General features: G+C 57.9%; 22 protein-coding genes. 14 read left to right on the top strand and 8 right to left on the bottom strand.

Features of this window, described 5'->3' with window-relative positions; all coding sequences use genetic code 11:
* Positions 1–5 precede the first annotated feature (5 nt).
* The 3 genes from galE to modE all read right to left on the bottom strand — a co-directional run bounded on the left by galE (position 6) and on the right by modE (position 3,552).
* Positions 6–1,022, bottom strand: a complete 1,017-nt coding sequence (galE, locus tag NQ842_RS17385) for a UDP-glucose 4-epimerase GalE (RefSeq protein WP_014831126.1) — start codon at positions 1,020–1,022, stop codon at positions 6–8.
* A gap of 201 nt (positions 1,023–1,223) precedes the next feature.
* Entirely contained in the window at positions 1,224–2,696 is a 1,473-nt protein-coding gene (gene modF, locus NQ842_RS17380) for a molybdate ABC transporter ATP-binding protein ModF (RefSeq protein ID WP_063425684.1), read from the bottom strand.
* Positions 2,697–2,763: 67 nt separating this feature from the next.
* The gene (gene modE, locus NQ842_RS17375) at positions 2,764–3,552 is read right to left on the bottom strand and encodes a molybdenum-dependent transcriptional regulator (protein ID WP_050859869.1); all 789 of its coding nucleotides are present in this window, start codon (positions 3,550–3,552) and stop codon (positions 2,764–2,766) included.
* Positions 3,553–3,681: 129 nt separating this feature from the next.
* On the opposite strand from modE, the gene NQ842_RS17370 reads away from it, so the two are divergent.
* From NQ842_RS17370 to modC, 4 genes are all read left to right on the top strand, one after another.
* Positions 3,682–3,831, top strand: a complete 150-nt coding sequence (locus tag NQ842_RS17370) for an AcrZ family multidrug efflux pump-associated protein (protein ID WP_013097516.1) — start codon at positions 3,682–3,684, stop codon at positions 3,829–3,831.
* 178 nt (positions 3,832–4,009) lie between these two features.
* A complete protein-coding gene (gene modA / locus NQ842_RS17365; protein WP_014831129.1) occupies positions 4,010–4,786 on the top strand; it encodes a molybdate ABC transporter substrate-binding protein in 777 nt (258 codons plus the stop codon).
* Entirely contained in the window at positions 4,783–5,472 is a 690-nt protein-coding gene (gene modB, locus NQ842_RS17360; RefSeq protein WP_013097514.1) for a molybdate ABC transporter permease subunit, read from the top strand. Before modA ends, modB begins: the two co-directional genes overlap by 4 nt.
* Before the next feature lie 2 nt (positions 5,473–5,474).
* Complete coding sequence (modC, locus tag NQ842_RS17355) at positions 5,475–6,533, top strand: molybdenum ABC transporter ATP-binding protein ModC (protein WP_014831130.1); 1,059 nt, start codon at positions 5,475–5,477, stop codon at positions 6,531–6,533.
* Here the strand turns inward: modC and NQ842_RS17350 are convergent, their stop codons facing one another.
* Positions 6,534–7,352, bottom strand: coding sequence for a pyridoxal phosphatase (locus NQ842_RS17350; protein ID WP_046888721.1), 819 nt, complete (start codon positions 7,350–7,352; stop codon positions 6,534–6,536).
* Positions 7,353–7,492: 140 nt separating this feature from the next.
* On the opposite strand from NQ842_RS17350, the gene pgl reads away from it, so the two are divergent.
* Complete coding sequence (pgl, locus tag NQ842_RS17345; RefSeq protein WP_038986076.1) at positions 7,493–8,488, top strand: 6-phosphogluconolactonase; 996 nt, start codon at positions 7,493–7,495, stop codon at positions 8,486–8,488.
* 106 nt (positions 8,489–8,594) lie between these two features.
* On the opposite strand, the gene NQ842_RS17340 is transcribed toward pgl, so the two are convergent.
* Positions 8,595–9,878 (bottom strand): putative acyl-CoA thioester hydrolase, encoded by a 1,284-nt coding sequence (locus NQ842_RS17340; protein ID WP_194516557.1) that lies wholly within the window; start codon positions 9,876–9,878, stop codon positions 8,595–8,597.
* Between the two features lie 224 nt (positions 9,879–10,102).
* Here NQ842_RS17340 and hutI point away from each other — a divergent pair, with 224 nt between their 5' ends.
* The 5 genes from hutI (at position 10,103) to hutH (ending at position 16,345) form a co-directional block, all read left to right on the top strand.
* A complete protein-coding gene (hutI, locus tag NQ842_RS17335; RefSeq protein WP_192544103.1) occupies positions 10,103–11,323 on the top strand; it encodes an imidazolonepropionase in 1,221 nt (406 codons plus the stop codon).
* On the top strand, positions 11,320–12,258 hold the full coding sequence (gene hutG, locus NQ842_RS17330) for a formimidoylglutamase (protein WP_118283161.1): 939 nt from the start codon (positions 11,320–11,322) through the stop codon (positions 12,256–12,258). Before hutI ends, hutG begins: the two co-directional genes overlap by 4 nt.
* 19 nt (positions 12,259–12,277) lie before the next feature.
* Entirely contained in the window at positions 12,278–13,012 is a 735-nt protein-coding gene (locus NQ842_RS17325) for a histidine utilization repressor (RefSeq protein ID WP_014831136.1), read from the top strand.
* Positions 13,013–13,139: 127 nt separating this feature from the next.
* Positions 13,140–14,828 (top strand): urocanate hydratase, encoded by a 1,689-nt coding sequence (gene hutU / locus NQ842_RS17320; protein WP_014831137.1) that lies wholly within the window; start codon positions 13,140–13,142, stop codon positions 14,826–14,828.
* Positions 14,825–16,345: a histidine ammonia-lyase gene (hutH, locus tag NQ842_RS17315; RefSeq protein WP_257256127.1), complete on the top strand. Its 1,521-nt coding sequence runs from the start codon at positions 14,825–14,827 to the stop codon at positions 16,343–16,345. Before hutU ends, hutH begins: the two co-directional genes overlap by 4 nt.
* 67 nt (positions 16,346–16,412) lie before the next feature.
* Here hutH and NQ842_RS17310 read toward each other — a convergent pair whose 3' ends face one another.
* Complete coding sequence (locus NQ842_RS17310; RefSeq protein ID WP_014831139.1) at positions 16,413–16,889, bottom strand: kinase inhibitor; 477 nt, start codon at positions 16,887–16,889, stop codon at positions 16,413–16,415.
* Between the two features lie 48 nt (positions 16,890–16,937).
* Complete coding sequence (gene bioA, locus NQ842_RS17305; RefSeq protein WP_063425696.1) at positions 16,938–18,245, bottom strand: adenosylmethionine--8-amino-7-oxononanoate transaminase; 1,308 nt, start codon at positions 18,243–18,245, stop codon at positions 16,938–16,940.
* A 68-nt stretch (positions 18,246–18,313) separates the two neighbouring features.
* Here bioA and bioB point away from each other — a divergent pair, with 68 nt between their 5' ends.
* The 4 genes from bioB to bioD are packed head-to-tail and all read left to right on the top strand — an operon-like array spanning position 18,314 to position 21,941.
* Positions 18,314–19,354 (top strand): biotin synthase BioB, encoded by a 1,041-nt coding sequence (gene bioB / locus NQ842_RS17300; protein ID WP_014831141.1) that lies wholly within the window; start codon positions 18,314–18,316, stop codon positions 19,352–19,354.
* Positions 19,351–20,508, top strand: a complete 1,158-nt coding sequence (bioF, locus tag NQ842_RS17295) for an 8-amino-7-oxononanoate synthase (RefSeq protein WP_194516560.1) — start codon at positions 19,351–19,353, stop codon at positions 20,506–20,508. Before bioB ends, bioF begins: the two co-directional genes overlap by 4 nt.
* Entirely contained in the window at positions 20,492–21,247 is a 756-nt protein-coding gene (gene bioC, locus NQ842_RS17290) for a malonyl-ACP O-methyltransferase BioC (RefSeq protein WP_047362378.1), read from the top strand. Before bioF ends, bioC begins: the two co-directional genes overlap by 17 nt.
* Entirely contained in the window at positions 21,240–21,941 is a 702-nt protein-coding gene (gene bioD, locus NQ842_RS17285) for a dethiobiotin synthase (RefSeq protein ID WP_194516561.1), read from the top strand. Before bioC ends, bioD begins: the two co-directional genes overlap by 8 nt.
* Here bioD and NQ842_RS17280 read toward each other — a convergent pair.
* Positions 21,904–22,626, bottom strand: a complete 723-nt coding sequence (locus tag NQ842_RS17280) for an ABC transporter ATP-binding protein (RefSeq protein ID WP_194516562.1) — start codon at positions 22,624–22,626, stop codon at positions 21,904–21,906. The two genes, bioD and NQ842_RS17280, sit on opposite strands and share 38 nt — an antisense overlap.
* Positions 22,627–23,377: the final 751 nt, after the last annotated feature.

Below are 23,377 nucleotides of genomic sequence, written 5' to 3'. Positions count from 1 at the left end.
GATCCTTAGTCCGGATAACCTTGTGGGTGGCGAGACTGCCAGTGCCAGGTATCCTGTGCCATTTCATCCAGCGTGCGGGTAACACGCCAGTTAAGCTCTTTATCGGCTTTGGTTGCATCGGCCCAGTATGCCGGGAGGTCTCCTTCGCGGCGGGGGGCGAAGTGATAGTTGACCGGCTTACCGCAGGCTTTGCTGAAGGCGTTAACCACATCCAGCACGCTGCTGCCAATACCGGCGCCGAGGTTGTAAATATGCACACCCGGCTTGTCGGCCAGCTGCTGCATTGCCGCCACGTGGCCGTCGGCCAGATCCATAACGTGGATGTAATCACGCACGCCGGTGCCATCTGCAGTCGGGTAGTCATTGCCGAACACCGCCAGGGAATCGCGGCGACCCACCGCCACCTGGGCGATATACGGCATCAGGTTATTTGGAATGCCCTGCGGATCTTCACCCATATCGCCTGACGGATGGGCACCGACCGGGTTGAAGTAGCGCAGCAGGGCGATGCTCCACTCCGGCTGTGCTTTTTGCAGGTCGGTCAGGATCTGCTCCACCATCAGTTTGCTTTTGCCGTACGGGCTTTGCGGTGTCCCGGTGGGGAAACTCTCGACGTAAGGGATTTTCGGCTGGTCGCCGTAGACGGTGGCGGATGAGCTAAAGATGAAGTTTTTGACGTTCGCCGCGCGCATGGCGGAGATGAGACGCAGGGTACCGTTGACGTTATTGTCGTAATACTCAAGCGGCTTTGCGACCGACTCACCGACCGCTTTCAGGCCCGCGAAGTGGATCACCGTTTCAATAGCATGGTCGTGGAGGATCTCGGTCATCAACGCTTCATTGCGGATGTCACCTTCGACAAACGTCGGTTGTTTTCCGCCAAGACGTTCAATCACAGGCAGCACGCTGCGCTTACTATTGCACAGGTTGTCGAGGATGATGACATCATGACCGTTTTGCAGCAGTTGCACACAGGTATGACTTCCTATGTAACCGCTACCACCTGTTACCAGAACTCGCATATTTCGCTCCATTAGGCTTATGGTATGTAATAACCATAGCATAACAGAGACGTGAAAAGTGTGACATGGGATAAATTAGTGGAATCGTTTACACTGTTTTTCAAACCCGCTTTTTTTTGATCCAGTCGCATTGTAGATCAAAGAGATAAAGAAGTATCACTGCAGGTTATCTGAAAAGCGGAGGGCGGCGCCCTCCGCAAGTTAATCGATTTTGCTCAGCAGGTAACGATAGTGCTCACCGTCCGGGATAAACTCCAGACGGTGCGTGATGCAGGCCGGTGCGTCTTCAGCATGATGTGAGACAAACAGTAACTGGGTTTCACCTTCGCCAATCAGCACATCCACAAAGCGGCGGATCAACTGGCGGTTCAGCGGATCCAGCCCCTGAAGCGGCTCATCAAGGATCAGCAGCGTCGGGTGTTTCACCAGCGCCCGGACGATCAATGCCAGACGCTGCTGCCCCCAGGACAGACTGTGAAACGGCGCGTCAGCGACCCGGTTGTCCATCCCCAGAATATCCAGCCACTGCTGGGCCAGCTTGTGCTGTTTGTCCGATACCGCCTGATAAATACCGATGGAATCAAAGTACCCGGAGAGGATCACATTGCGTACGGTGGTGCTGACCCGGTAGTCCAGATGCAGGCTGCTGCTGACATAGCCGATATGCTTTTTGATATCCCAGATGGTTTCACCGCTTCCGCGACGGCGGCCAAACAGGGTCAGATCGTTGCTGTAGCCCTGCGGATGATCGCCGGTGATGAGGCTCAGCAGCGTTGATTTCCCCGCGCCGTTGGGACCGACAATCTGCCAGTGTTCGCCCGGGTTAACCGTCCAGCTGAGATGATTCAGGATCGGACGATCGTCATAGGAGACCACCCCGTCACGCAGCACAATGCGTGGCTGGTGCGGATCTAAAGCGAGACGTACCGAAGGGGCGTCGGGTTCGGGCAGGGTAATGCCGTCGAGCTTTTCGCTGTGCGCCAGTTGGGCAATCAACGCCTGCTTCAGCAGTACCGATTTTTCGCCGGTTTCGGTAAGGCTGCAGTCCGCCAGCACCCCGGCGTTCTGCACAAAATCCGGGATTTCATCAAAACGGTTAAGCACCAGCACAAGGGTGTAGCCCTGCTTGTTAAGCGAGGCCAGCAGGTCCGCCAGTTGGGCGCGGGACTGCACGTCCAGACCGTCGAACGGCTCATCCAGGATTAACAGCTCAGGTTCGCTCATCAGCGCCTGGCAGAGCAGCGTTTTACGCGTCTCGCCGGTAGACAGGTATTTAAAGCGCCGGTTCAGAAGGGCGGTGATGCCGAACTGCTCCGCCAGCTGCTGACAGCGGGCAGGATTGTTGACTTCATCCTGAATAATTTCTGCCGTCGTGCGGCCGGTGTCTTCTTCGCCCGGGCTGAGTAAGTCGGTGTTGTTGCGCTGCCATTCATCGCTCACCAGCTTCTGCAGCTGTTCAAACGACAGGCGCGTCGTACGTGTAAAATGGCTCTGGCGTTCGCCTTTAAGCAGGGTGAGCTCTCCGGCCAGCGCCCGGGCCAGCGCGGACTTGCCGCTCCCGTTGGTGCCCACAAATGCCCAGCTCTCACCCGCGCGTAATGTTAAATCAGCAAGCGTCAGCGTTCGGGTATCGCTAAGACGAAACGTACCTTGCGAAATATGCAATGATGACATGATTTATCCCATTTTTTGCAGCGTCAGCTGTCAGGGATACTCACTGTCGGTACGCTTGTCAATCCGCTTAGCACAATGTGGCGATAATCACCCGGTCTGCGTTGAAATATGCGGTAACCACAGCACCTTCTTCTAATTCCTGCGCCTCGCTTAAGGCAACCGTCGCGCATAACATCTGTCCGTCCGGCAGGGTCATCAGCACCTCACACTGCGCTTCGCCGCGTTCGATATGGCGGATGGTACCCTGCAGCTGGTTGTCTGCCGCTTTGGCGCGTTCGGCATCGCGCGTCACTGCGACCCACGGCGCTTTCAGCAACACCAGCACCTCCTTGCCTTCATCCAGCCCCAGACGCTCTCCGCTTTGGGTCGTCACGGCGGCCTTCAGGCGGGTGGTGCCGTCGGCAAGCAGGATCTCGATATGTTGCTGGACCTGCCCGTTATCGCGCGCGGTGACCGTGCCAAACCACTGGTTGCGGGCGCTGGTCTGGAGTGAGAAGCGAGAAATGGCGGCTAACAGGCTGTCCAGCGGGAGGTTATCATCGTCACTTAGCACATCGAACGCTTTCTGCTGGATCTGGGCCAGCAGGTCATAAAGCTGAATCAGACGCTGGCCGTAACGGGTCAGCACGGCGCCACCGCCCCCTTTGCCGCCCGTGGCTCGCTCAACCAGCATCTGCTCGCTCAGGGTATTCATGTCGTTGATCGCATCCCAGGCGCTTTTATAACTAATGCCCGCGTTTTTTGCCCCCTGGCTTATTGAACCCGTTTGTTCTATTTGTTTAAGCAGGGCGATACGTCGCGGATCGGCGAAAAGCTTCTGCTGAAGTCGTAGGGTAAGGAGAATTTCAGCCTGCATAACGGAGTGTCCTGACAAAAGGGCTATTGTGAACCAAATGGCACAGGGCGCAAAGGGCACCGCACAAAAGGGGATGTTTTTCTTACTTTTCAGGGTAGAATAAGCCGTCCACAATATCTGGAGAAAACCATGTTAGAGTTGTTGAAAAGTCTGGTATTCGCCGTGATCATGGTACCAGTAGTGATGGCCATCATCCTCGGTGCCATCTACGGCCTGGGTGAAGTGTTCAACGTCTTTTCGAACATTGGTCACAGAGACCGCGCTAAAAAGCAGCACTGATTCCCCACAAAACGCCCGGCTTGCCCGGGCGTTTTGCTCTCAAGTATTTTTCGTCATCGCCGATATCATTTAAAGCATCCGGTAATTGTACCTCTTGATCGGTACGATTTAACGCTGGGATCTCTCCGGCGTTGTCGTTATATTATTGCGTATATAACGAAACGCACAGGAGCTACAGATGGCACGTACAGGGTTACGCTTTTTCGCAGGGGCAACGCTGGCACTTTCGCTGACCGGACACGCGCTGGCCGACGAAGGTAAAATCACGGTTTTTGCGGCGGCGTCGCTGACGAATGCGATGCAGGATATTGCTGCTGCGTATAAAAAAGAGAAGAACGTCGACGTCGTCTCCTCTTTTGCGTCTTCTTCTACACTGGCGCGCCAGATAGAAGCGGGGGCGCCGGCCGATCTGTTCATCTCTGCCGATCAGAAATGGATGGATTACGTGGTTGAGAAGAAAGCCGTGGATACGACAACCCGCGAAACGCTGCTGGGGAATAGCCTTGTCGTGGTCGCGCCAAAAGCCAGTCCGCAGGGTGACATCACCATCAACAAAGAGACTCACTGGACGCGTCTTCTGAACGGTGGCCGCCTGGCGGTGGGCGATCCGGACCATGTACCGGCTGGGATTTACGCGAAAGAGGCCCTGCAGAAGCTGGGCGCGTGGCAGACACTGTCTTCAGATCTGGCGCCGGCGGAAGACGTACGCGGTGCGCTGGCGCTGGTGGAACGCCATGAGGCTCCGCTGGGCATTGTCTACGGCTCGGATGCCGTTGCCAGCAAGGGTGTCAAAGTGGTTGGCACGTTCCCGGAAGACGCCCACAAAAAAGTGGAATATCCTGTTGCGATTGTTGATGGACATAAAAATGCGACCGTGACGGCCTTCCAGGCGTACCTGAAGGGGCCGGAAGCGTCCGCAATCTTTAAACGTTATGGATTTACGACTCACGAATGATATTGACCGATCCTGAATGGCAGGCTGTACTGCTGAGCCTGAAAGTCTCTTCCCTGGCGGTTGCGCTAAGTTTGCCCTTTGGGATCTTCTTTGCCTGGTTGCTGGTGCGCTGTAAGTTTCCCGGCAAAGCCTTGCTTGACAGCGTTCTCCATCTTCCGCTGGTGTTGCCACCCGTGGTGGTGGGGTATCTGCTGCTGGTGTCCATGGGGCGACGCGGGTTTATCGGCCAGTGGCTGTACGACTGGTTCGGGCTGACCTTTGCCTTTAGCTGGCGCGGTGCGGTGCTGGCCGCGGCGGTGATGTCATTTCCGCTGATGGTGAGGGCTATCCGCCTGGCGCTGGAAGGGGTGGATATCAAACTGGAACAGGCCGCCCGCACGCTGGGTGCCGGGCGCTGGCGCGTCTTTTTCACCATTACGTTACCGCTCACGCTGCCGGGCATTATTGTCGGTACGGTACTGGCCTTTGCCCGTTCGCTGGGTGAATTCGGTGCCACCATTACCTTTGTTTCGAACATCCCCGGTGAAACGCGGACGATCCCTTCGGCCATGTATACGCTGATACAGACGCCGGGTGGCGAAGGTGCTGCGGCACGTCTGTGTGTTATCTCAATTGTGCTGGCGCTGATATCGCTGCTGGTCTCTGAATGGCTGGCGCGACTCAGCCGCGAGCGGATGGGGAAATAGTTATGCTGGAACTCCATTTCACCCAGACGCTGGGAAACCACACCCTTACACTGAACGAGACGCTGCCCGCCACCGGTATTACCGCCATCTTTGGGGTCTCCGGCGCCGGGAAAACCTCGCTCATTAATGCGATCGGTGGCCTGACACGCCCTCAGGCAGGGCGCATTGTGCTGAACGATCGCGTCCTGAATGACGTTGAAAACAACATTTACCTGACGCCGGATAAACGGCGTATTGGCTATGTGTTTCAGGATGCGCGGTTATTCCCACACTACAGCGTGCGCGGAAATCTGCGTTACGGCATGGCCAAAAGCATGGCCGCGCAGTTTGACAAGCTGGTGGCGCTGCTGGGCATTGAGCCACTGCTTGACCGGTTGCCTTCCTCGCTCTCTGGCGGTGAGAAACAGCGGGTGGCGATAGGGCGCGCGTTGCTCACCGCCCCCGAACTCCTGCTGCTTGATGAGCCGCTGGCCTCGCTGGATATTCCGCGTAAACGTGAACTCCTGCCGTATCTCCAGCGCCTGGCGCGTGAAATCAAGATCCCGATGCTGTACGTCAGTCACTCCCTGGATGAAATTCTGCATCTGGCGGATAACGTACTGGTGCTGGAAAACGGCAGCGTAAAGGCGTTTGGCAATCTTGAAGAGGTCTGGGGCAGTAGCGTCATGCACCCGTGGCTGCCCCGGGAGCAGCAGAGCAGCATCCTGAAGGTGAGCGTGCTGGAGCACCATCCGCATTACGCGATGACCGCCCTGGCGTTGGGCGACCAGCACCTGTGGGTGAATAAAATCGACAAGCCCCTGCAGTCGGCGCTGCGTATTCGTATTCAGGCGTCGGATGTCTCTCTGGTTTTACAGCCTCCGCTGCAGACCAGTATCCGAAATATCCTGCGCGCGAAGGTCGCCGAGTGTTTTGATGATAACGGTCAGGTAGAGGTGCAGCTTGAGGTGGGGAGCAGGACGCTCTGGGCACGGATCAGCCCGTGGGCCAGGGATGAGTTAGGGATCAAACCTGGCCTGTGGCTTTACGCGCAAATCAAGAGCGTTTCCATTACCACCTGATTACAGCAGGTGGGTATAAATGTACTGCGCGATGCTGTCGGTGGTGTTATCGCCAATCACCACGTTAGCGCGCGCTTTCACCGCGTCATCGGCATTGCCCATTGCCACGCCCGTTCCGGCGGCTTCCAGCATGCTGATGTCGTTGTAGTTATCGCCAAAGGCGATCACATCCTGCATTGACCCCCCCTGAGACTCCACGAACTGCGTCAGGCGCTTGCCTTTGCTGTTGCCTTTGCGGGCGATATCCACCTGGTCATGCCAGGACCATTCACACTCCAGACCCAGCGCCTGTTCAACGTGTTTCGCGAAGGTATTCAGTTTGGTGGTGTCTTCATCGGTCAATGCGAATTTCCAGATAGCTTCCACATCCTGAGCCGCCTGGCGCAGGGAGGAGACCTGGGTAAAGACCGGACGCTGCGCTTCTGGCAGAGACTGAGCCCAGTTGGTGGTGCGGATGACATGGCCGGTTGGGCGCTCATAAACCATCGCATTATCGACATACATCAGGCCGTGGATGGCATGTTCATCCAGCAGATCAATTAACTGCAATGCCTGGGGAACCGGCAGCGGGTCGGATTCTAAAACCTTTTTTGCCTGATAATCATACAAATAAGTGCCATTACAACAAATTGCAGGTGTATCTAACGCCAGTGCCTGATAAAAAGGGTGAATGGCAACGTGATGTCGACCCGTTACGATAAGGAGTTGATATCCCACTTCCTGCGCGCGTTTAAGCGCTTCAAGGGAGGAGGGGAGAAGGGTTTTTTGCGGCGTCAGTAAGGTACCGTCTAAATCCAGAGCAATCACACGCGAGGTCATTTGTTTTTCCGGGTTAATATTGAATTTACGATCTGATGGGATGGTACACCGAGAGGCGAACGCGTCAAAATTCCCGTCGACAATTCAGCATTCACCGTCAAAAGTTAACTACTTTCATGCGCAGTGAGGAGTGAATATTCATGAAACAAACCGTTTATACCGCCAGTCCTGAAAGCCAGCAGATCCACGTCTGGCGTTTAAATGCCGAGGGGACCCTCACGCTGGTGCAGGTTGTTGATGTTCCAGGTCAGGTACAGCCAATGGCGATCAGTCCGGATAAACGTTTCTTGTACGTGGGTGTGCGCCCGGAGTTTCGCGTGCTGGCCTACCGCATCTCTCCGGATGACGGCGCGCTGACTTACACTGCGGAGGCGCCATTGCCGGGTAGCCCAACCCACATCTCAACCGATCGCAAGGGCAACTTTGTTTTCAGCGGCTCCTATAACGCGGGCTGTGTCAGCGTGACGCGTCTGGAAGAGGGCATTCCGGTCGACACCGTGGATGTGGTGGAAGGGCTGGAAGGTTGCCACTCGGCGAATATCTCCCCGGACAACCGCACGCTGTGGGTACCGGCGCTGAAGCAGGATCGAATCTGCCTGTTTACCCTGAGCGACGATGGTCACCTGGTGGCGCAGAACCCGGCAGAAGTGACGACCGTTGAAGGCGCGGGTCCACGTCATATGGTCTTCCATCCGAATCAGCAGTACGCCTACGTGGTGAACGAGCTGAACAGCTCGGTGGACGTCTGGGAACTGAAAGATCCTAACGGCCAGATTGAGTGCGTGCAGACGCTGGATATGATGCCGGCTGATTTCTCCGACACCCGCTGGGCGGCGGATATTCATATTACGCCGGATGGTCGCCATCTCTACGCCTGTGACCGTACTTCCAGCCTGATCACCATCTTTAGCGTTTCGGAAGACGGCAGCGTGCTGGCAGTAGAAGGCTTCCAGCCGACGGAAACGCAGCCGCGAGGCTTTAATATCGATCACAGCGGTAAATACCTGATTGCAGCGGGGCAGAAGTCTCACCACATCGCCCTGTACGAAATCAAAGGCGAGCAGGGCCTGCTGGAAGAGAAAGGGCGCTATGCGGTAGGCCAGGGGCCAATGTGGGTAGTGGTCAACGCTCACTAAGCGGCTTAAAACAAAAAACCTCGCGAACGCGAGGTTTTTTTATGCCCGGTGGTACGGCATTAACGGACAGGCCGGGTAAGGCGAAGCCGCCACCCGGCAAAACAGATTACTGCTTCGGCTCAGCAACCACTTTGCTACCCAGACCGCGGTTGTTGTATTCCCACATGCGGTTGAAGTTAGCGTCGTTCAGGTTGCGCTGCACGTTTCCTTTATCGTCCACAGAACCGGTATTGCCGGAGAACGGACGTTTGGAGATGGCGGCATCACCCCATGGTTTTGCCATGTTGAAACCTTCGTTGATGACGCTGTCACGGATCACGACCTGGCCGTTAGTTGCAGAATCCACATCCAGGGAGCGACCCAGCTGCGCCACGCCGTCACCGGCGGCGTTGAAGCGGCTGTTGACGGCGAGGAAGCCGTAGAACAGGTTTGACTGTGTCGCTGGCGCAAACACATAACCTTCCTGCTGGGTACGTGAGTTCACGACGCGGAAATCGGTGTTATCAAATACCACCGCGCCACGACCGGAGACCAGATCCACGTCACCTTCGATGTAGCTGTTGGTCACCAGCGTACGGGTCAGACGGTTATTCTGCAGGGTGTTCTGTACACCGCTGTTGGTCACGAAGAAGGTGTTCTGACGACCCAGAATGTTCACGTTATTGAGCTGCACCTTGTCGCCATCGCTACGCAGCGCCACGGCCTGGTGGTTACCCGCATCAACGCTGTCGCCCAGGGTGTTCTGAATGGTCAGGTTCTGCAGCTGCAGACCGTTGTTCTGAGACCAGACGACCGCAGAACACATCACGCCAATGGTAGCGGCACGCTTGCTCTGGCAGTTATCAAACATATACCAGGCCGGTTTGCCCGGCATGTATTTACCCGCCGGGTTGACCAGGTGACGCCAGGTGGTGCTGTCGATTTCGGAATCAATCGCCAGACCAATTTTAACGTCGATGGCTTTTTCACCCAGACCGTAAAGGGTGATGCTGCCCGGTGCTGCCGGAACGTAAACGGTACCTTCATATTCACCTGGCATGATCGCGATGTACTGGCGAGATGCGCTGTGTTTGGTGATGGCAGCGTCCACCGCAGCCTGAATAGAGGTGTGCGTCACGCCCTGCGCCCCTGCCGGACCCACAACAAAGTTTGGCTGCTTCGGCAGGTTAATAGAAGACGGCGTCCACGGTGCTGCGTTTGGATCCATCGCGGAGAAGTAATGCGCGCGATCGAAGTTTTTCGCTTCATCAGCGGACAAAATCGGACGGGATGCGGTGCCTGGCGCGACCTGCTCAGAAGGTCGCTGATCCGGTGGCGTTGAACTGCATGCGGATAATGTCACGCCAAAGGCGAGTGCCAACGCCAGACGGGAAATCCTGGAAATGTTCAAGGTGAAGCTCCTGGGTATGCAAGTCTTAAACGAGATAGACGAAATAGCCTGCTTTTTTATACTAAGTTGAGCGAAACGGGAAGATAAAAAGGGGAAAAGTTGCATTTTTCGCCCGCAGGGGGCGGGAAAGTCGTCACAAATAAATAACATTTTCATAAAGGCGGTTGACAGCAGCCAGCAGATGAAAATAAATGTCTATACAACCCATGACAAGTGAAAGGCTTATGCTGCAACTTCATCCCGACGATGTGATATGGCGAAATGCGCGACTGGCGACAATGGTTCCTGGTGAAGAATCTTATGGCCTGCAAGCGCATCATGCCCTTGTGGTGCGCGGTCAAACCCTTCTGGCCGTCATTCCTGAAGCAGATCTCCCTTCCGGGCATGATAAATGCGTCGATCTCGGTGGACGCCTGGTCACGCCGGGTCTTATCGACTGCCATACCCACCTTGTGTTTGGCGGCAATCGCGCCGCGGAGTGGGAGCAGCGTCTCAACGGCGTCTCCTATCAGACCATCAGCGCACAGGGGGGCGGAATTAACGCCACCGTCTCGGCAACCCGCGACAGTTCGCCGGAAAAGTTGCTTACACTGGCGCAGCAGCGGCTGGAGCGGTTAATGAATGAAGGGGTGACCACCCTGGAAATCAAATCCGGCTACGGTCTTAACGCCGCGGCTGAAGAAAAAATGCTGCAGGTCGCACACCAGCTCAGCCTGAGTAATCCGGTTGAGATCAGCCCAACCCTGCTGGCGGCACATGCGGTTCCGGCGGAATACCGCCACGATCCAGACGCGTACCTTACCCTGGTGTGCGAGCAAATCATGCCCGACCTGTGGCAAAAAGGGCTGTTCGAAGCCGTGGATGTGTTTTGTGAAAACGTCGGCTTCACGCCAGCACAAACCGAGCGGCTTTTCCTGGCCGCCAGCGCACGGGGTATTCCGGTGAAAGGGCACGTGGAGCAACTTTCTAACCTGGGCGGTGCGGCGCTGGTCAGCCGATTTAAAGGGTTATCTGCCGATCATATCGAATACCTGGATGAGGCCGGTGTTCAGGCCATGGCGCAAAGCGGCACGGTTGCGGTACTGCTGCCCGGCGCGTTCTATTTTCTTCAGGAGCGTCAGCGTCCACCGGTCGAACAGCTCCGGGCGCAGGGCGTACCGATGGCGGTCGCCACAGATTACAACCCCGGCACCAGCCCGTTCGCGAGCATTCATCTGGCCATGAACATGGCCTGTGTACAGTTTGGCCTGACGCCTGAAGAGGCCTGGGCTGGCGTCACGCGGCACGCCGCGCAGGCGCTGGGGCGTGGCACAACGCACGGGCAGTTAAAGGCTGGTTTCATGGCTGATTTTATCGTCTGGGATGCAGATCATCCGGTAGAAATGGTTTACGAGCCGGGACGCAATCCGCTGTATCAACGCATTTTCCGTGGGGAGGCAGTATGACGTTATGGCGGCCCGTAGCCGAAACGGTCTGGCAGGGGCGAGACGACAGCGCCGAGGCCAGCAACGCAAAACGGATTTTTCAGACCATACGCCAGCCGTCGCAATTTACCCCGGTTTCATCCGCGATTGCGCTGATAGGCTTTGCCTGTGATGAAGGGGTGAGGCGTAATCAGGGCAGGCAGGGGGCGGCGCAGGCTCCCGACGTGCTGCGTAAGGCGCTGGCGAACATGGCAACGCATTCCGGCCACGAACGGCTGGTGGACATGGGGTCGGTTTACGTTGAGGATGACCACCTGGAAGAGGGCCAACAGGCACTGAGCGATGCTGTGGTCACCTGTCAGCAGGCTGGCATGCGTACGCTGGTGTTGGGCGGCGGACACGAGACCGCCTGGGCCCACGGCCGTGGTATTCTTGAGGCGTTCCCGAATGAGCGCGTGGCGGTCATCAACCTGGATGCGCATCTTGATTTGCGCAAGGCTGAACGGGCCACCTCCGGCACCCCGTTTCGTCAGCTGGCAAACTACTGTGTTGACCACGCGCGGGAATTTCAGTACGCCTGTTTTGGCGTCAGCCGCGCGGCGAACACCCAGGCGCTGTTTGACGAGGCTGAACGGCTTAACGCCACGCTGGTGGACGATCTGCATTTCCACCGGGATGCGCTATCAGCGCTGGAACAGGTGCTGGCGCAGGCCGATCGTGTTTACCTCACCATTGATCTGGACGTTCTGCCCGCAGCCGAGATGCCCGCCGTGTCAGCCCCCGCAGCGTTAGGCGTCCCGGCGCGGGATCTCCTGCCCGCGATCGAGCGCATTTGCCGTAGCGGAAAACTGCAGGCCGCCGATCTGGTAGAATTTAACCCTCACTACGATCGGGACGGACAGGGGGCGAAGCTTGCCGCCCGTCTGGCCTGGCAAATTGCTCACTGGTGGGCATAACAACATTTAAGGAGTCACGATGTTCTCACGCTCACCTCAGCCGCCGTCCGGCTCTCCCGCGCCTTTCTACGAAAAGGTGAAGCAGACGATCAGCGAAAAAATCGCCACCGGCGTCTGGCGGCCGCATGACCGCATTCCCTCTGAAGCCGATCTGGTGGCGCAGTTTGGTTTTAGCCGGATGACCATCAACCGGGCGTTACGCGAGCTAACCGACGAAGGCCTGCTGGTGCGCCTGCAGGGGGTCGGGACGTTTGTGGCGGAGCCAAAAGGACAATCGGCGCTGTTTGAAATCCGCAGCATTGCGGACGAGATAGCGTCGCGAAACCATCAGCACCACTGCGAAGTGCTGGTGCTTGAAGAGACGCAGGCCAGCGCCGAGCAGGCTGCGGTACTGAACGTCAAGGAGGGGACCCGGATCTTCCATTCCGTAATGGTGCATTTCGAAAATGACGTGCCGGTGCAGATTGAGGATCGCTGCGTAAACGCCGAACGGATACCGGACTATCTGGACCAGGATTACACCCAGACCACGCCGCATGCCTTTCTCTCGCTTGTCGCACCGCTGACGGAAGGGGAGCATATTGTGGAAGCGGTGCGCGCGACGCCGCAGGAGTGCGAGCTGCTGCGCATCAAAGAGCACGATCCCTGCCTGCTGATCCGCCGTCGCACCTGGTCATCCACGCAGATTGTGTCGCATGCAAGACTGCTGTTCCCCGGTAGCCGCTATCGGTTGCAGGGCCACTTTATGTCATAAGTTTTAAAAGCGTGATAGCTAACGCAATATAACAAAATTGTATCTTTTTTGTTAAATCTGACCTTGTGTGTGCTTGTCTATACAAGTATATCTAAATGCATCATCTGTCCCGTATGAGGAGCACACAATGTCGTCAGGTAAATACCGTCAGCAGGATGTCCGCGCCGCGCGCGGCACCACCCTTACCGCCAAAAGCTGGCTCACCGAAGCACCACTGCGCATGTTGATGAACAACCTTGATCCTGAGGTTGCGGAAAATCCCCACGAGCTGGTGGTGTACGGCGGCATTGGCCGCGCTGCGCGCAACTGGGAGTGCTATGACGCCATTGTTAAGGCCCTGACCGAACTGGAACACGACGAAACCCTGCTGGTGCAATCCGGCAAGCCGGTCGGCGTGTTTAAAACCCACAAAAACGCGCCGCGCGTGTTGATTGCCAACTCCAACCTGGTCCCACACTGGGCGACCTGGGAACACTTTAACGAACTGGATGCCAAAGGGCTGGCGATGTATGGCCAGATGACCGCGGGTAGCTGGATCTATATTGGCAGCCAGGGGATTGTGCAGGGCACCTATGAAACCTTTGTCGAAGCCGGTCGTCAGCACTACAACGGCTCGCTGAAAGGCCGCTGGGTACTGACCGCGGGGCTGGGTGGCATGGGCGGTGCACAGCCGCTGGCCGCGACGCTGGCTGGCGCCTGCTCGCTGAACATCGAATGCCAGCAGAGCCGCATCGATTTCCGTCTGCGTACCCGCTATGTTGACGAACAGGCCGACAGCCTCGATGACGCGCTGGCGCGTATCAAAAAATACACTGCGGAAGGTAAAGCGGTGTCTATAGCGTTGTGCGGCAACGCGGCAGAGATCCTGCCGGAACTGGTGGCCCGCGGCGTGCGTCCCGATCTCGTCACCGACCAGACCAGCGCCCACGATCCGCTGCACGGTTATCTGCCAAAAGGCTGGACGTGGGAAGCCTACCAGCAAAAAGCAGAAACCGATCCTGAAGGCACGGTACTGGCCGCTAAGCGTTCAATGGCAGAGCATGTATCCGCCATGCTGGCGTTCAGCGAGATGGGCATTCCGACCTTCGATTACGGCAACAACATCCGCCAGATGGCAAAAGAGATGGGCGTAAATAACGCCTTTGATTTCCCGGGATTTGTTCCTGCCTATATTCGTCCGCTGTTCTGTCGCGGTATCGGTCCTTTCCGCTGGGTAGCCCTGTCCGGCGACCCGGAAGATATCTACAAAACCGATGCCAAAGTGAAGGAGATTGTCGCGGATGACGAACACCTGCACCACTGGCTGGATATGGCCCGCGAGCGCATTAACTTCCAGGGCTTGCCGGCGCGTATCTGCTGGGTTGGGCTGGCGTGGCGGCAAAAGCTGGGTCTGGCTTTTAACGAAATGGTGCGCAGTGGCGAAGTGTCTGCCCCGATTGTGATTGGTCGCGACCATCTGGATTCTGGCTCCGTCGCCAGCCCGAACCGCGAAACCGAAGCCATGCGCGACGGCTCAGACGCGGTCTCCGACTGGCCGCTGCTGAATGCCTTACTCAACACCGCCAGTGGCGCGACCTGGGTATCGCTGCACCACGGTGGCGGCGTGGGAATGGGCTTCTCCCAGCATTCCGGGATGGTTATCGTCTGTGACGGAACGGATGAAGCCGCCGCGCGTATCGCCCGCGTGCTGCACAACGACCCGGCAACCGGCGTGATGCGTCACGCGGATGCGGGTTACGAGATTGCCATTGAATGTGCCACAGAGCAGGGACTGAACCTGCCGATGATCCCTGCCACACAAGGAAAGCATGAATGAACGCGTTAACACTCACTCCCGGCTCACTGACGCTCAAACAGCTGCGAAACGTCTGGCGTCAGCCGGTTACGCTCTCGCTGGATGAAAGCGCCCATGCCGCCATTAACGACAGCGTGGCCTGCGTTGAAGCCATCATTGCTGAGGGGCGTACCGCCTACGGTATCAACACCGGTTTTGGTCTGCTGGCGCAGACGCGCATTGCCACGCACGATCTGGAAAATCTCCAGCGTTCGCTGGTGCTTTCCCACGCCGCAGGCGTTGGCCAGCCGCTGGACGACGAGATTGTCCGTCTGATGATGGTGCTCAAGATTAACAGCCTGGCGCGCGGCTTCTCCGGCATTCGTCTGAGCGTGATCCAGGCCCTGATAGCGCTGGTGAACGCGGAAGTCTATCCATGGATCCCCGCCAAAGGCTCTGTTGGCGCCTCTGGCGATCTCGCCCCGCTGGCGCATATGTCACTGCTGTTGCTGGGGGAAGGTCAGGCGCGCTGGCAGGGAGAGTGGCTCCCGGCAAAAGAGGCGCTGAAAAAGGCCGGGCTAGCGCCAATCACCCTTGCGGCAAAAGAGGGGCTGGCGCTGCTTAACGGCACGCAGGCCTCCACGGCCTTTGCGCTGCGTGGTCTGTTTGAAGCCGAAGATCTGTTCGCCTCGGCCGTGGTGTGCGGTGCGCTGACCACGGAGGCGGTGCTGGGCTCGCGTCGTCCGTTTGACGCGCGTATTCATGACGTACGCGGCCAGCGCGGGCAGATTGACGCTGCCGCGATGTATCGCCATCTGCTGACGGAGACCAGTGAGATTGCTGATTCACACCATAACTGTGACAAGGTTCAGGATCCGTACTCGCTGCGCTGTCAGCCCCAGGTGATGGGCGCGTGTCTGACGCAGCTGCGCCAGGCCGCAGAAGTGCTGCTGGTGGAAGCCAACGCGGTGTCTGATAACCCGTTGGTATTCGCACAGGAAAACGAGGTGGTCTCCGGCGGTAACTTCCACGCTGAGCCCGTGGCGATGGCGGCGGATAATATCGCGCTGGCGGTTGCCGAAGTGGGCGCCTTGTCCGAGCGTCGTATCGCGCTGATGATGGATAAGCATATGTCCCAGCTGCCACCGTTCCTGGTGCGCAACGGCGGGGTGAATTCAGGCTTTATGATTGCCCAGGTGACGGCCGCAGCGCTGGCGAGTGAAAACAAAGCGCTGTCGCACCCGCACAGCGTGGACAGCCTGCCAACTTCTGCCAACCAGGAAGATCACGTCTCGATGGCGCCGGCTGCCGGGCGTCGTCTGTGGGAGATGGCCGCCAATACCCGTGGCGTGCTGGCGGTGGAATGGCTGGCGGCGTGTCAGGGGATCGATCTGCGTGAAGGGCTGAAGTCCAGCCCGCTGCTGGAGCAGGCACGTTATGTGCTGCGTGAGCACGTATCGCATTACGATGATGACCGCTTCTTTGCGCCGGATATTGATAAGGCGATGCAGCTTCTGGAAGAGGGGCGTCTGGTGGGGTTGTTGCCGCCGGTGTTGTGATATTTTGCCCTCACCCTAACCCTCTCCCTGTGGGAGAGGGCCGGGGTGAGGGCATCAGCCCGCACGACTACGAATACATCGCCGTAATCGACGCGCTCCCCAGCGAATGGAAATGCACGTTAAACCCTACCATCGCGCCGCTCGCCCCTTCGTCGACCTCAATCTTCTCTACATCCAGCGCATGCACCGTGAAGATATAGCGGTGCGTTTCTCCTTTTGGTGGCGCGGCGCCACCGTAACCGGCTTTACCAAAATCGGTGCGCGTCTGAATGGCACCTTCCGGCAGGGCGACCAGGTCGGAGCCGGAACCCTGCGGCAGGACGCGCGTATCGGCAGGCAGGTTGGCCACAATCCAGTGCCACCAGCCGGAGCCGGTTGGCGCATCCGGGTCGTAGCAGGTGACCACAAAGCTTTTTGTGCCCGCCGGTACATCGTCCCACGCCAGGTGCGGAGAGATATTATCTCCCTGATACCCCATGCCGTTGAAGACGTGGCGCTCAGGCAGTTTTTCGCCGTCGCGCAGATCTTTACTGATGATTTTCATACGGTTTGCCCTCGTTATTCACTCGTTCAGGAAGTGTAACGCATAGGGTCAAATCGTGAAATGCGCCGGAATGTTAACGGCTTCAACTACCGCGGCGGTTAACGTGCGTAGCTGTTCAGCCGTGATGATATACGGCGGCATCAGGTAGATAAGCTTGCCGAAAGGCCGCACCCAGACACCCCGCTGTACAAAGAAACGCTGCAGCGCCGCCATATTCACCGGATGGGTGGTCTCAATCACGCCGATGGCGCCCAGCACGCGCACGTCCGCCACGAAATTCGCCCCCGAGGCGGCGCTCAGCTCTTCTTTCAGCTGCGCCTCAATCGCCGCCACCTGCGTTTGCCACTCGCCGTTTTGCAGGATCGCGAGACTTTCGTTTGCCACCGCGCAGGCCAGCGGATTGCCCATAAACGTCGGGCCATGCATAAAGCAGCCCGCTTCGCCGTCGCTGATGGTGTCGGCCACCTGGCGGGTAGTGAGGGTGGAGGAGAGCGTCATGGTGCCGCCGGTCAGCGCTTTCCCCAGGCACAGGATATCCGGTGTGATACCCGCATGTTCGCAGGCAAACAGCTTACCCGTGCGGCCAAACCCGGTGGCGATCTCATCGGCAATCAGCAGAATGCCCTCGCGGTCACACATTTTACGAATGCGTTTTAACCACTCGGGATGGTACATGCGCATCCCGCCAGCACCCTGAACAATCGGTTCGAGGATCACGGCGGCAATCTCATGGCGGTGGGCGGCCATCAGCCGCGCAAAGCCGACCATGTCCATTTCATTCCACTCACCGTCGAAACGGCTCTGCGGGGCCGGGGCAAACAGGTTTTCCGGCAGGTACCCCTTCCACAGGCTGTGCATGGAGTTATCCGGATCGCACACCGACATCGCGCCAAAGGTATCGCCATGGTAGCCGTTGCGGAAGGTCAGGAACCGCTGACGGGATTCCCCCCTGGCATGCCAGTACTGCAGTGCCATTTTCATCGCCACTTCCACCGCCACCGAGCCGGAATCGGCAAGGAACACGCACTCCAGCGCATCGGGCGTCATCGCCACCAGACGACGGCAGAGATCAACCGCCGGTTGATGGGTAATGCCGCCAAACATCACATGCGACATCTGGTCAATCTGCGCTTTCATCGCGGCATTCAGACGCGGATGGTTGTACCCGTGAATGGCCGCCCACCAGGAGGACATACCGTCAACCAGCGTCTCACCGCTGGCAAGGTGCAGTTCGCAGCCGTGGGCCGAGGCCACCGGATAGACCGGAAGCGGGCGGGTCATGGAGGTATAAGGGTGCCAGATATGTTGCTGGTCGAAGGCGAGATCGTCCTGGGTCATAATCGACTTGTAAACCATTTTGAAAAGTTTTAGGTTTACGAGTATAAACCGAACCGAAAATTAACAAAACCCTTTGGAGAAGCCCCATGGCTCACCACGCACGCTGGACGATGTCGCAAGTCACTGAATTATTCAATAAACCTTTCCTGGAGCTGATGTTCGAAGCCCAACAGGTGCATCGTCAGCACTTCGATCCGCGCCATGTTCAGGTCAGTACGCTGCTGTCGATCAAGACCGGTGCCTGCCCGGAAGATTGCAAATATTGCCCGCAGAGCGCGCGCTATAAAACCGGGCTGGAATCCGAACGTCTGATGGAAGTGGAGCAGGTGCTCGACTCCGCGCGTAAGGCGAAAAACGCGGGCTCTACCCGTTTCTGCATGGGGGCGGCATGGAAAAACCCACACGATCGCGACATGCCGTACCTGGAGCAGATGGTGAAAGGGGTCAAAGAGATGGGGCTGGAAGCCTGTATGACCCTCGGCACGCTGAACGAAGAGCAGGCGCAGCGCCTGTCTGCTGCAGGGCTGGATTACTACAACCACAACCTCGACACCTCGCCAGAGTTTTACGGCAACATCATCACCACCCGTACCTATCAGGAGCGTCTGGATACGCTGGACAAAGTGCGCGAAGCGGGCATCAAAGTGTGCTCAGGCGGGATTGTGGGGCTGGGTGAAACGGTGAAAGATCGCGCCGGTTTGCTGCTGCAGCTGGCGAACCTGCCGACCCCACCGGAAAGCGTGCCAATCAACATGCTGGTGAAGGTCAAAGGCACGCCGCTGGCGGATAACGAGGATGTCGATGCGTTTGATTTTATCCGCACCATCGCGGTCGCGCGCATCATGATGCCAACCTCATACGTCCGCCTTTCTGCCGGTCGCGAACAGATGAACGAGCAGACGCAGGCGATGTGCTTTATGGCTGGCGCTAACTCCATCTTCTACGGCTGCAAGCTGCTGACCACGCCGAACCCGGAAGAGGACAAAGACGTCCAGCTGTTCCGCAAGCTGGGGCTGAACCCGCATCAGACCGAGGTGCTGGCGGGAGATAACGAGCAACAGCAGCAACTGGAGCAGCAGATTTTCAACGCCGATACCGAACAGTTCTACAACGCGGCATCCGTATGACCTGGCAGGCTCGTATTCAATCCGCGCTGGAAGCGCGCCGGGCGCGGGATGCTTTTCGCGTTCGCAGGGTAGTGGAAAACGGTGCAGGCCGTTTTCTGACCCACGCCCGGCGGCAGTACTGTAATTTTTCCAGCAATGATTATCTCGGCCTGAGCCAGCATCCGGCGATTGTCCGCGCCTGGCAGCAGGGGGCGGAACACTACGGCGTGGGCAGCGGCGGTTCGGGGCACGTCAGCGGCTATACGACAGCACATCAGGCGCTGGAAGAGACGCTTGCCGACTGGCTGGGCTATCCGCGCGCGCTGCTGTTCATCTCCGGCTTTGCCGCCAATCAGGCGGTGATTGCCGCGCTGATGGGCAAGGACGATCGTATCGTCGCGGACCGCTTAAGCCATGCCTCCTTGCTGGAGGCGGCGAGTCTCAGCCCGGCACAGCTGCGGCGCTTTGCCCACAACGATGCGCTTTCGCTCGCCACGCTGCTGGATAAACCCTGTGCCGGACAACAGCTGGTGGTGACGGAAGGGGTGTTTAGCATGGATGGCGACAGCGCGCCGCTTCGTGCGCTGTCTGACGTTGCGAAACAGCAAAACGCCTGGCTGCTGGTGGATGATGCCCACGGTATTGGCGTGATGGGGGAGGAAGGTCGCGGTAGCGCCAGTCAGCAAGGCGTGAAGCCGGAACTGCTGATCGTCACCTTTGGCAAAGGCGTTGGCGTGAGCGGGGCCGCCGTGCTGTGCAGCGAGTCCGTTGCCGATTATCTGCTGCAGTTCGCCCGACATCTGATTTACAGCACCAGTATGCCGCCTGCGCAGGCGGTGGCGCTCTCTGCCTCGCTGGAGGTGATCCGCGGTGAAGAGGGGGCTGAACGGCGCGCGCGTCTGGCAGAACATATTCAGCGTTTCCGTCAGGGTCTGGACCGGCTTCCTTTCCAAAGCACCGATTCGCAGAGCGCCATCCAGCCCGTTATCGTGGGGGAAAACGGCCGCGCGCTCGCGCTGGCACAGACGCTGCGCGAACGGGGAATGTGGGTCACGGCCATCCGTCCGCCCACCGTGCCGCCGGGTACGGCGCGTCTGCGCCTGACGCTGACGGCGGCGCACACAGCGGAAGATATCGATGCGCTGCTGGAGGCTCTCCATGTCGCCAGTCAATAAACAGGCCATTGCGGCGGCGTTTGGCCGGGCTGCGCGCAGTTATTCGCAGCATGATGAGCTTCAGCGTCAGAGCGCTCAGGGGCTGCTTGAGTTACTCGGTGAGCGCAGTTTTCCGTTCGTCCTGGATGCCGGATGCGGCCCCGGCGGTAACAGCCGCTACTGGCGCGACGCGGGAAGCCACGTCACCGCACTCGATCTCTCTGAGCAGATGCTGTTCGAGGCGCAACAGCAGCAGGCGGCGGACCGCTATCTGTCTGGCGATATTGAGTCGCTTCCGCTGCCGGATGCGCAGTTCGATCTGGTGTGGAGTCACCTGGCGGTACAGTGGTGCAGCAGCCTTTCGCAGGCGTTAAACGAGCTGTATCGCGTGGCGCGTCCGGGCGGAAAGGTGGCCTTTACTACCCTGCTGGAAAGCTCGCTGCCCGAGCTGAATCAGGCGTGGAAAGCGGTAGACGAACAGCCGCACGCCAACCGCTTTTTAGCGTATGACCAGGTGACGGACGCGCTGACGGGCTGGCGCTTTCGCAGCCAGGTGCAAACCATCACGCTGAACTTTAGCGATGCGTTCAGCGCCATGCGCTCGCTGAAGGGCATTGGCGCTACGCATCTGCATGCCGGACGCGAGAGAAAACCACTCACGCGCGGGCAGTTGCAGCGTCTGGAGCTGGCCTGGCCGCAGCGGCGGGGCACGTTCCCGCTCTCTTATCAACTCTTTCATGGGATTATCGAACGTGACTGAACGTTATTTTGTCACCGGAACGGATACCGAAGTGGGTAAAACGGTGGCCAGTTCCGCGCTGTTGCAGGCGGCTCGTCTGCAGGGCAAAACCACCGCCGGGTACAAGCCCGTCGCCTCCGGAAGTGAGATGACGGCACAGGGATTACGCAATACCGATGCGCTGGCGCTGCAGCGTAACAGCACGCTGCCGCTGGACTATGCGGCGGTGAATCCCTACACCTTTGCCGAGCCGACGTCGCCGCACATTATTAGCGCCGACGAAGGCCGCCCCATCGCGTTTTCCGTGCTCTCGGACGGCCTGCGCGCACTGGAACGCCAGGCTGACTGGGTGCTGGTGGAAGGGGCGGGCGGCTGGTTTACGCCGCTGTCGGACGAGCTGACGTTTGCTGACTGGGTCCAGCGCGAGCAGCTTCCGGTGATCCTCGTGGTCGGGGTGAAGCTCGGCTGTATCAACCACGCCATGTTAACGGCACAGGCCGTTCAGCAGGCCGGGCTGCGTCTGGCGGGCTGGATAGCCAACGACGTGGTCGCACCCGGTAAGCGTCATCAGGAGTATCTGACCACGCTCAGGCGGGTGCTTCCCGCGCCGTTCCTTGGGGAGATCCCGTGGCTCGCGGACGGTGCTGAGCACGCCGACACCGGGCATTACCTCGACCTCAGTGTCTTGCTTCCCGCGACATCCAGTGGGCAATAAGCTCGTCATCCAGCTCGGTAACGTGGCCCTGGGCCACGTTACGCCCGCGATAAAGCATACAGAAGCGATCCGCTACCCGGCGGATAAACGACAGCTGCTGCTCGGCTAATAACACCGTCATCCCCAGCTCACGATTGAGTCGCGCCAGCAGATGGCCCAGCTTCTGAGCAAAGCTGTACCCTGCGCCCTGCAGTGGCTCATCCAGAATCAATACCCGCGGTCGGTTGACCAGCGCGTTAGCCAGCGCCAGCTGATACTGATCGTCCGGGGAAAGCCCGTTCGCCCGAATCTGTCGCAGTGCCCACAGTTGCGGGAACAGGTCATAGACATCGCTTTTTGCGCCCGAGTCCGTTGCCCCCGTCGCCCGCATGGCGATGTGCAAGTTTTCCTCAATGGTCAGTTGCGAAAAAATCCGTCGGTCCTGTGGCACGTAGCCAATCCCCGGCAGCACGCGTTGATCCGGCCTCTGACGCAGTAAATCGCAGGGTGGCGCACCGGCTTCGTGCCAGACGATGGTTCCGCTCTCGACCGGTAACGCGCCGGTGATGCAGTTGATGAGGGTGGTTTTCCCCATGCCGGGCAGGCCAACCACCCCTGTGCATAAGCCCTGTGGTAAATCCAAATCGACATTCCATAGCGTATGTTGGTTTCCGTAAAACTGATTGACTGCACGCAGACTCAACATCTTTCTCTCCTTAAAAAGGTATGTGGGTGAGGCTCGTTAATGAATCTGCAAATCTCCTGCCAGAACCGTTGAACTGATTAAAAAAGCGGCTTTTTTAGGATAATGCCGTCGCAAAACGACCGATCGATAACCTGATTGCACTGTCTCAGTGCCGGAACTGTTAGCGGTGGTGCAGGGCCCGAAATGGCTGAAATGTGAGCAAGATCTCATCGGTTGGTTATGAATGACTCAACTGATTATCAGCAAAAATTAGCTATAAAAATTTTTTGTCGCCGCTTCGTGGGAAAAACCGGGAATTTGCTGAGCGGCAGTCTGCATGGGCTGGACGCAGTTATCCACTATTCCTGTGGATAACCATGTGCATTAGAGTTAGAAAACACGCGATAAGCGAGAGAAGACGCGGCTTACGCCCAAATTGACGCGAAACACGGCTCAAGAAAATATCGCTTATTATTTAATTGGTTAGATAAAATCAATTGCCGTAATGAAAGTGTCACCTGTTGCCATAAAACTATCATTACCTGACTTGACAAATGTTAAAAATGAAAATGTTCTGGGGATAACCGGGTAGGACTGGTGTTTTATGTTGTCTCCGTCTAAATTTTGACCGGGAACGCGCTAATCATCCGGGCGCTATGCTAAATATCCTGACATGCTACTGGTTTTTCATCCAGTGTTTTTTACTGGCATTCCTGGCCACAACGAGTAAAATTACTCACCTGCCGCTTTTTACATCACCAGGTTGTCGCCC

Source organism: Enterobacter cloacae complex sp. R_G8 (genome assembly GCF_024599795.1).
GTDB lineage: Bacteria > Pseudomonadota > Gammaproteobacteria > Enterobacterales > Enterobacteriaceae > Enterobacter > Enterobacter dissolvens.
Note: the sequence above shows the minus strand (reverse complement) of the source record. Positions and strands in the feature narration are given on the sequence as shown.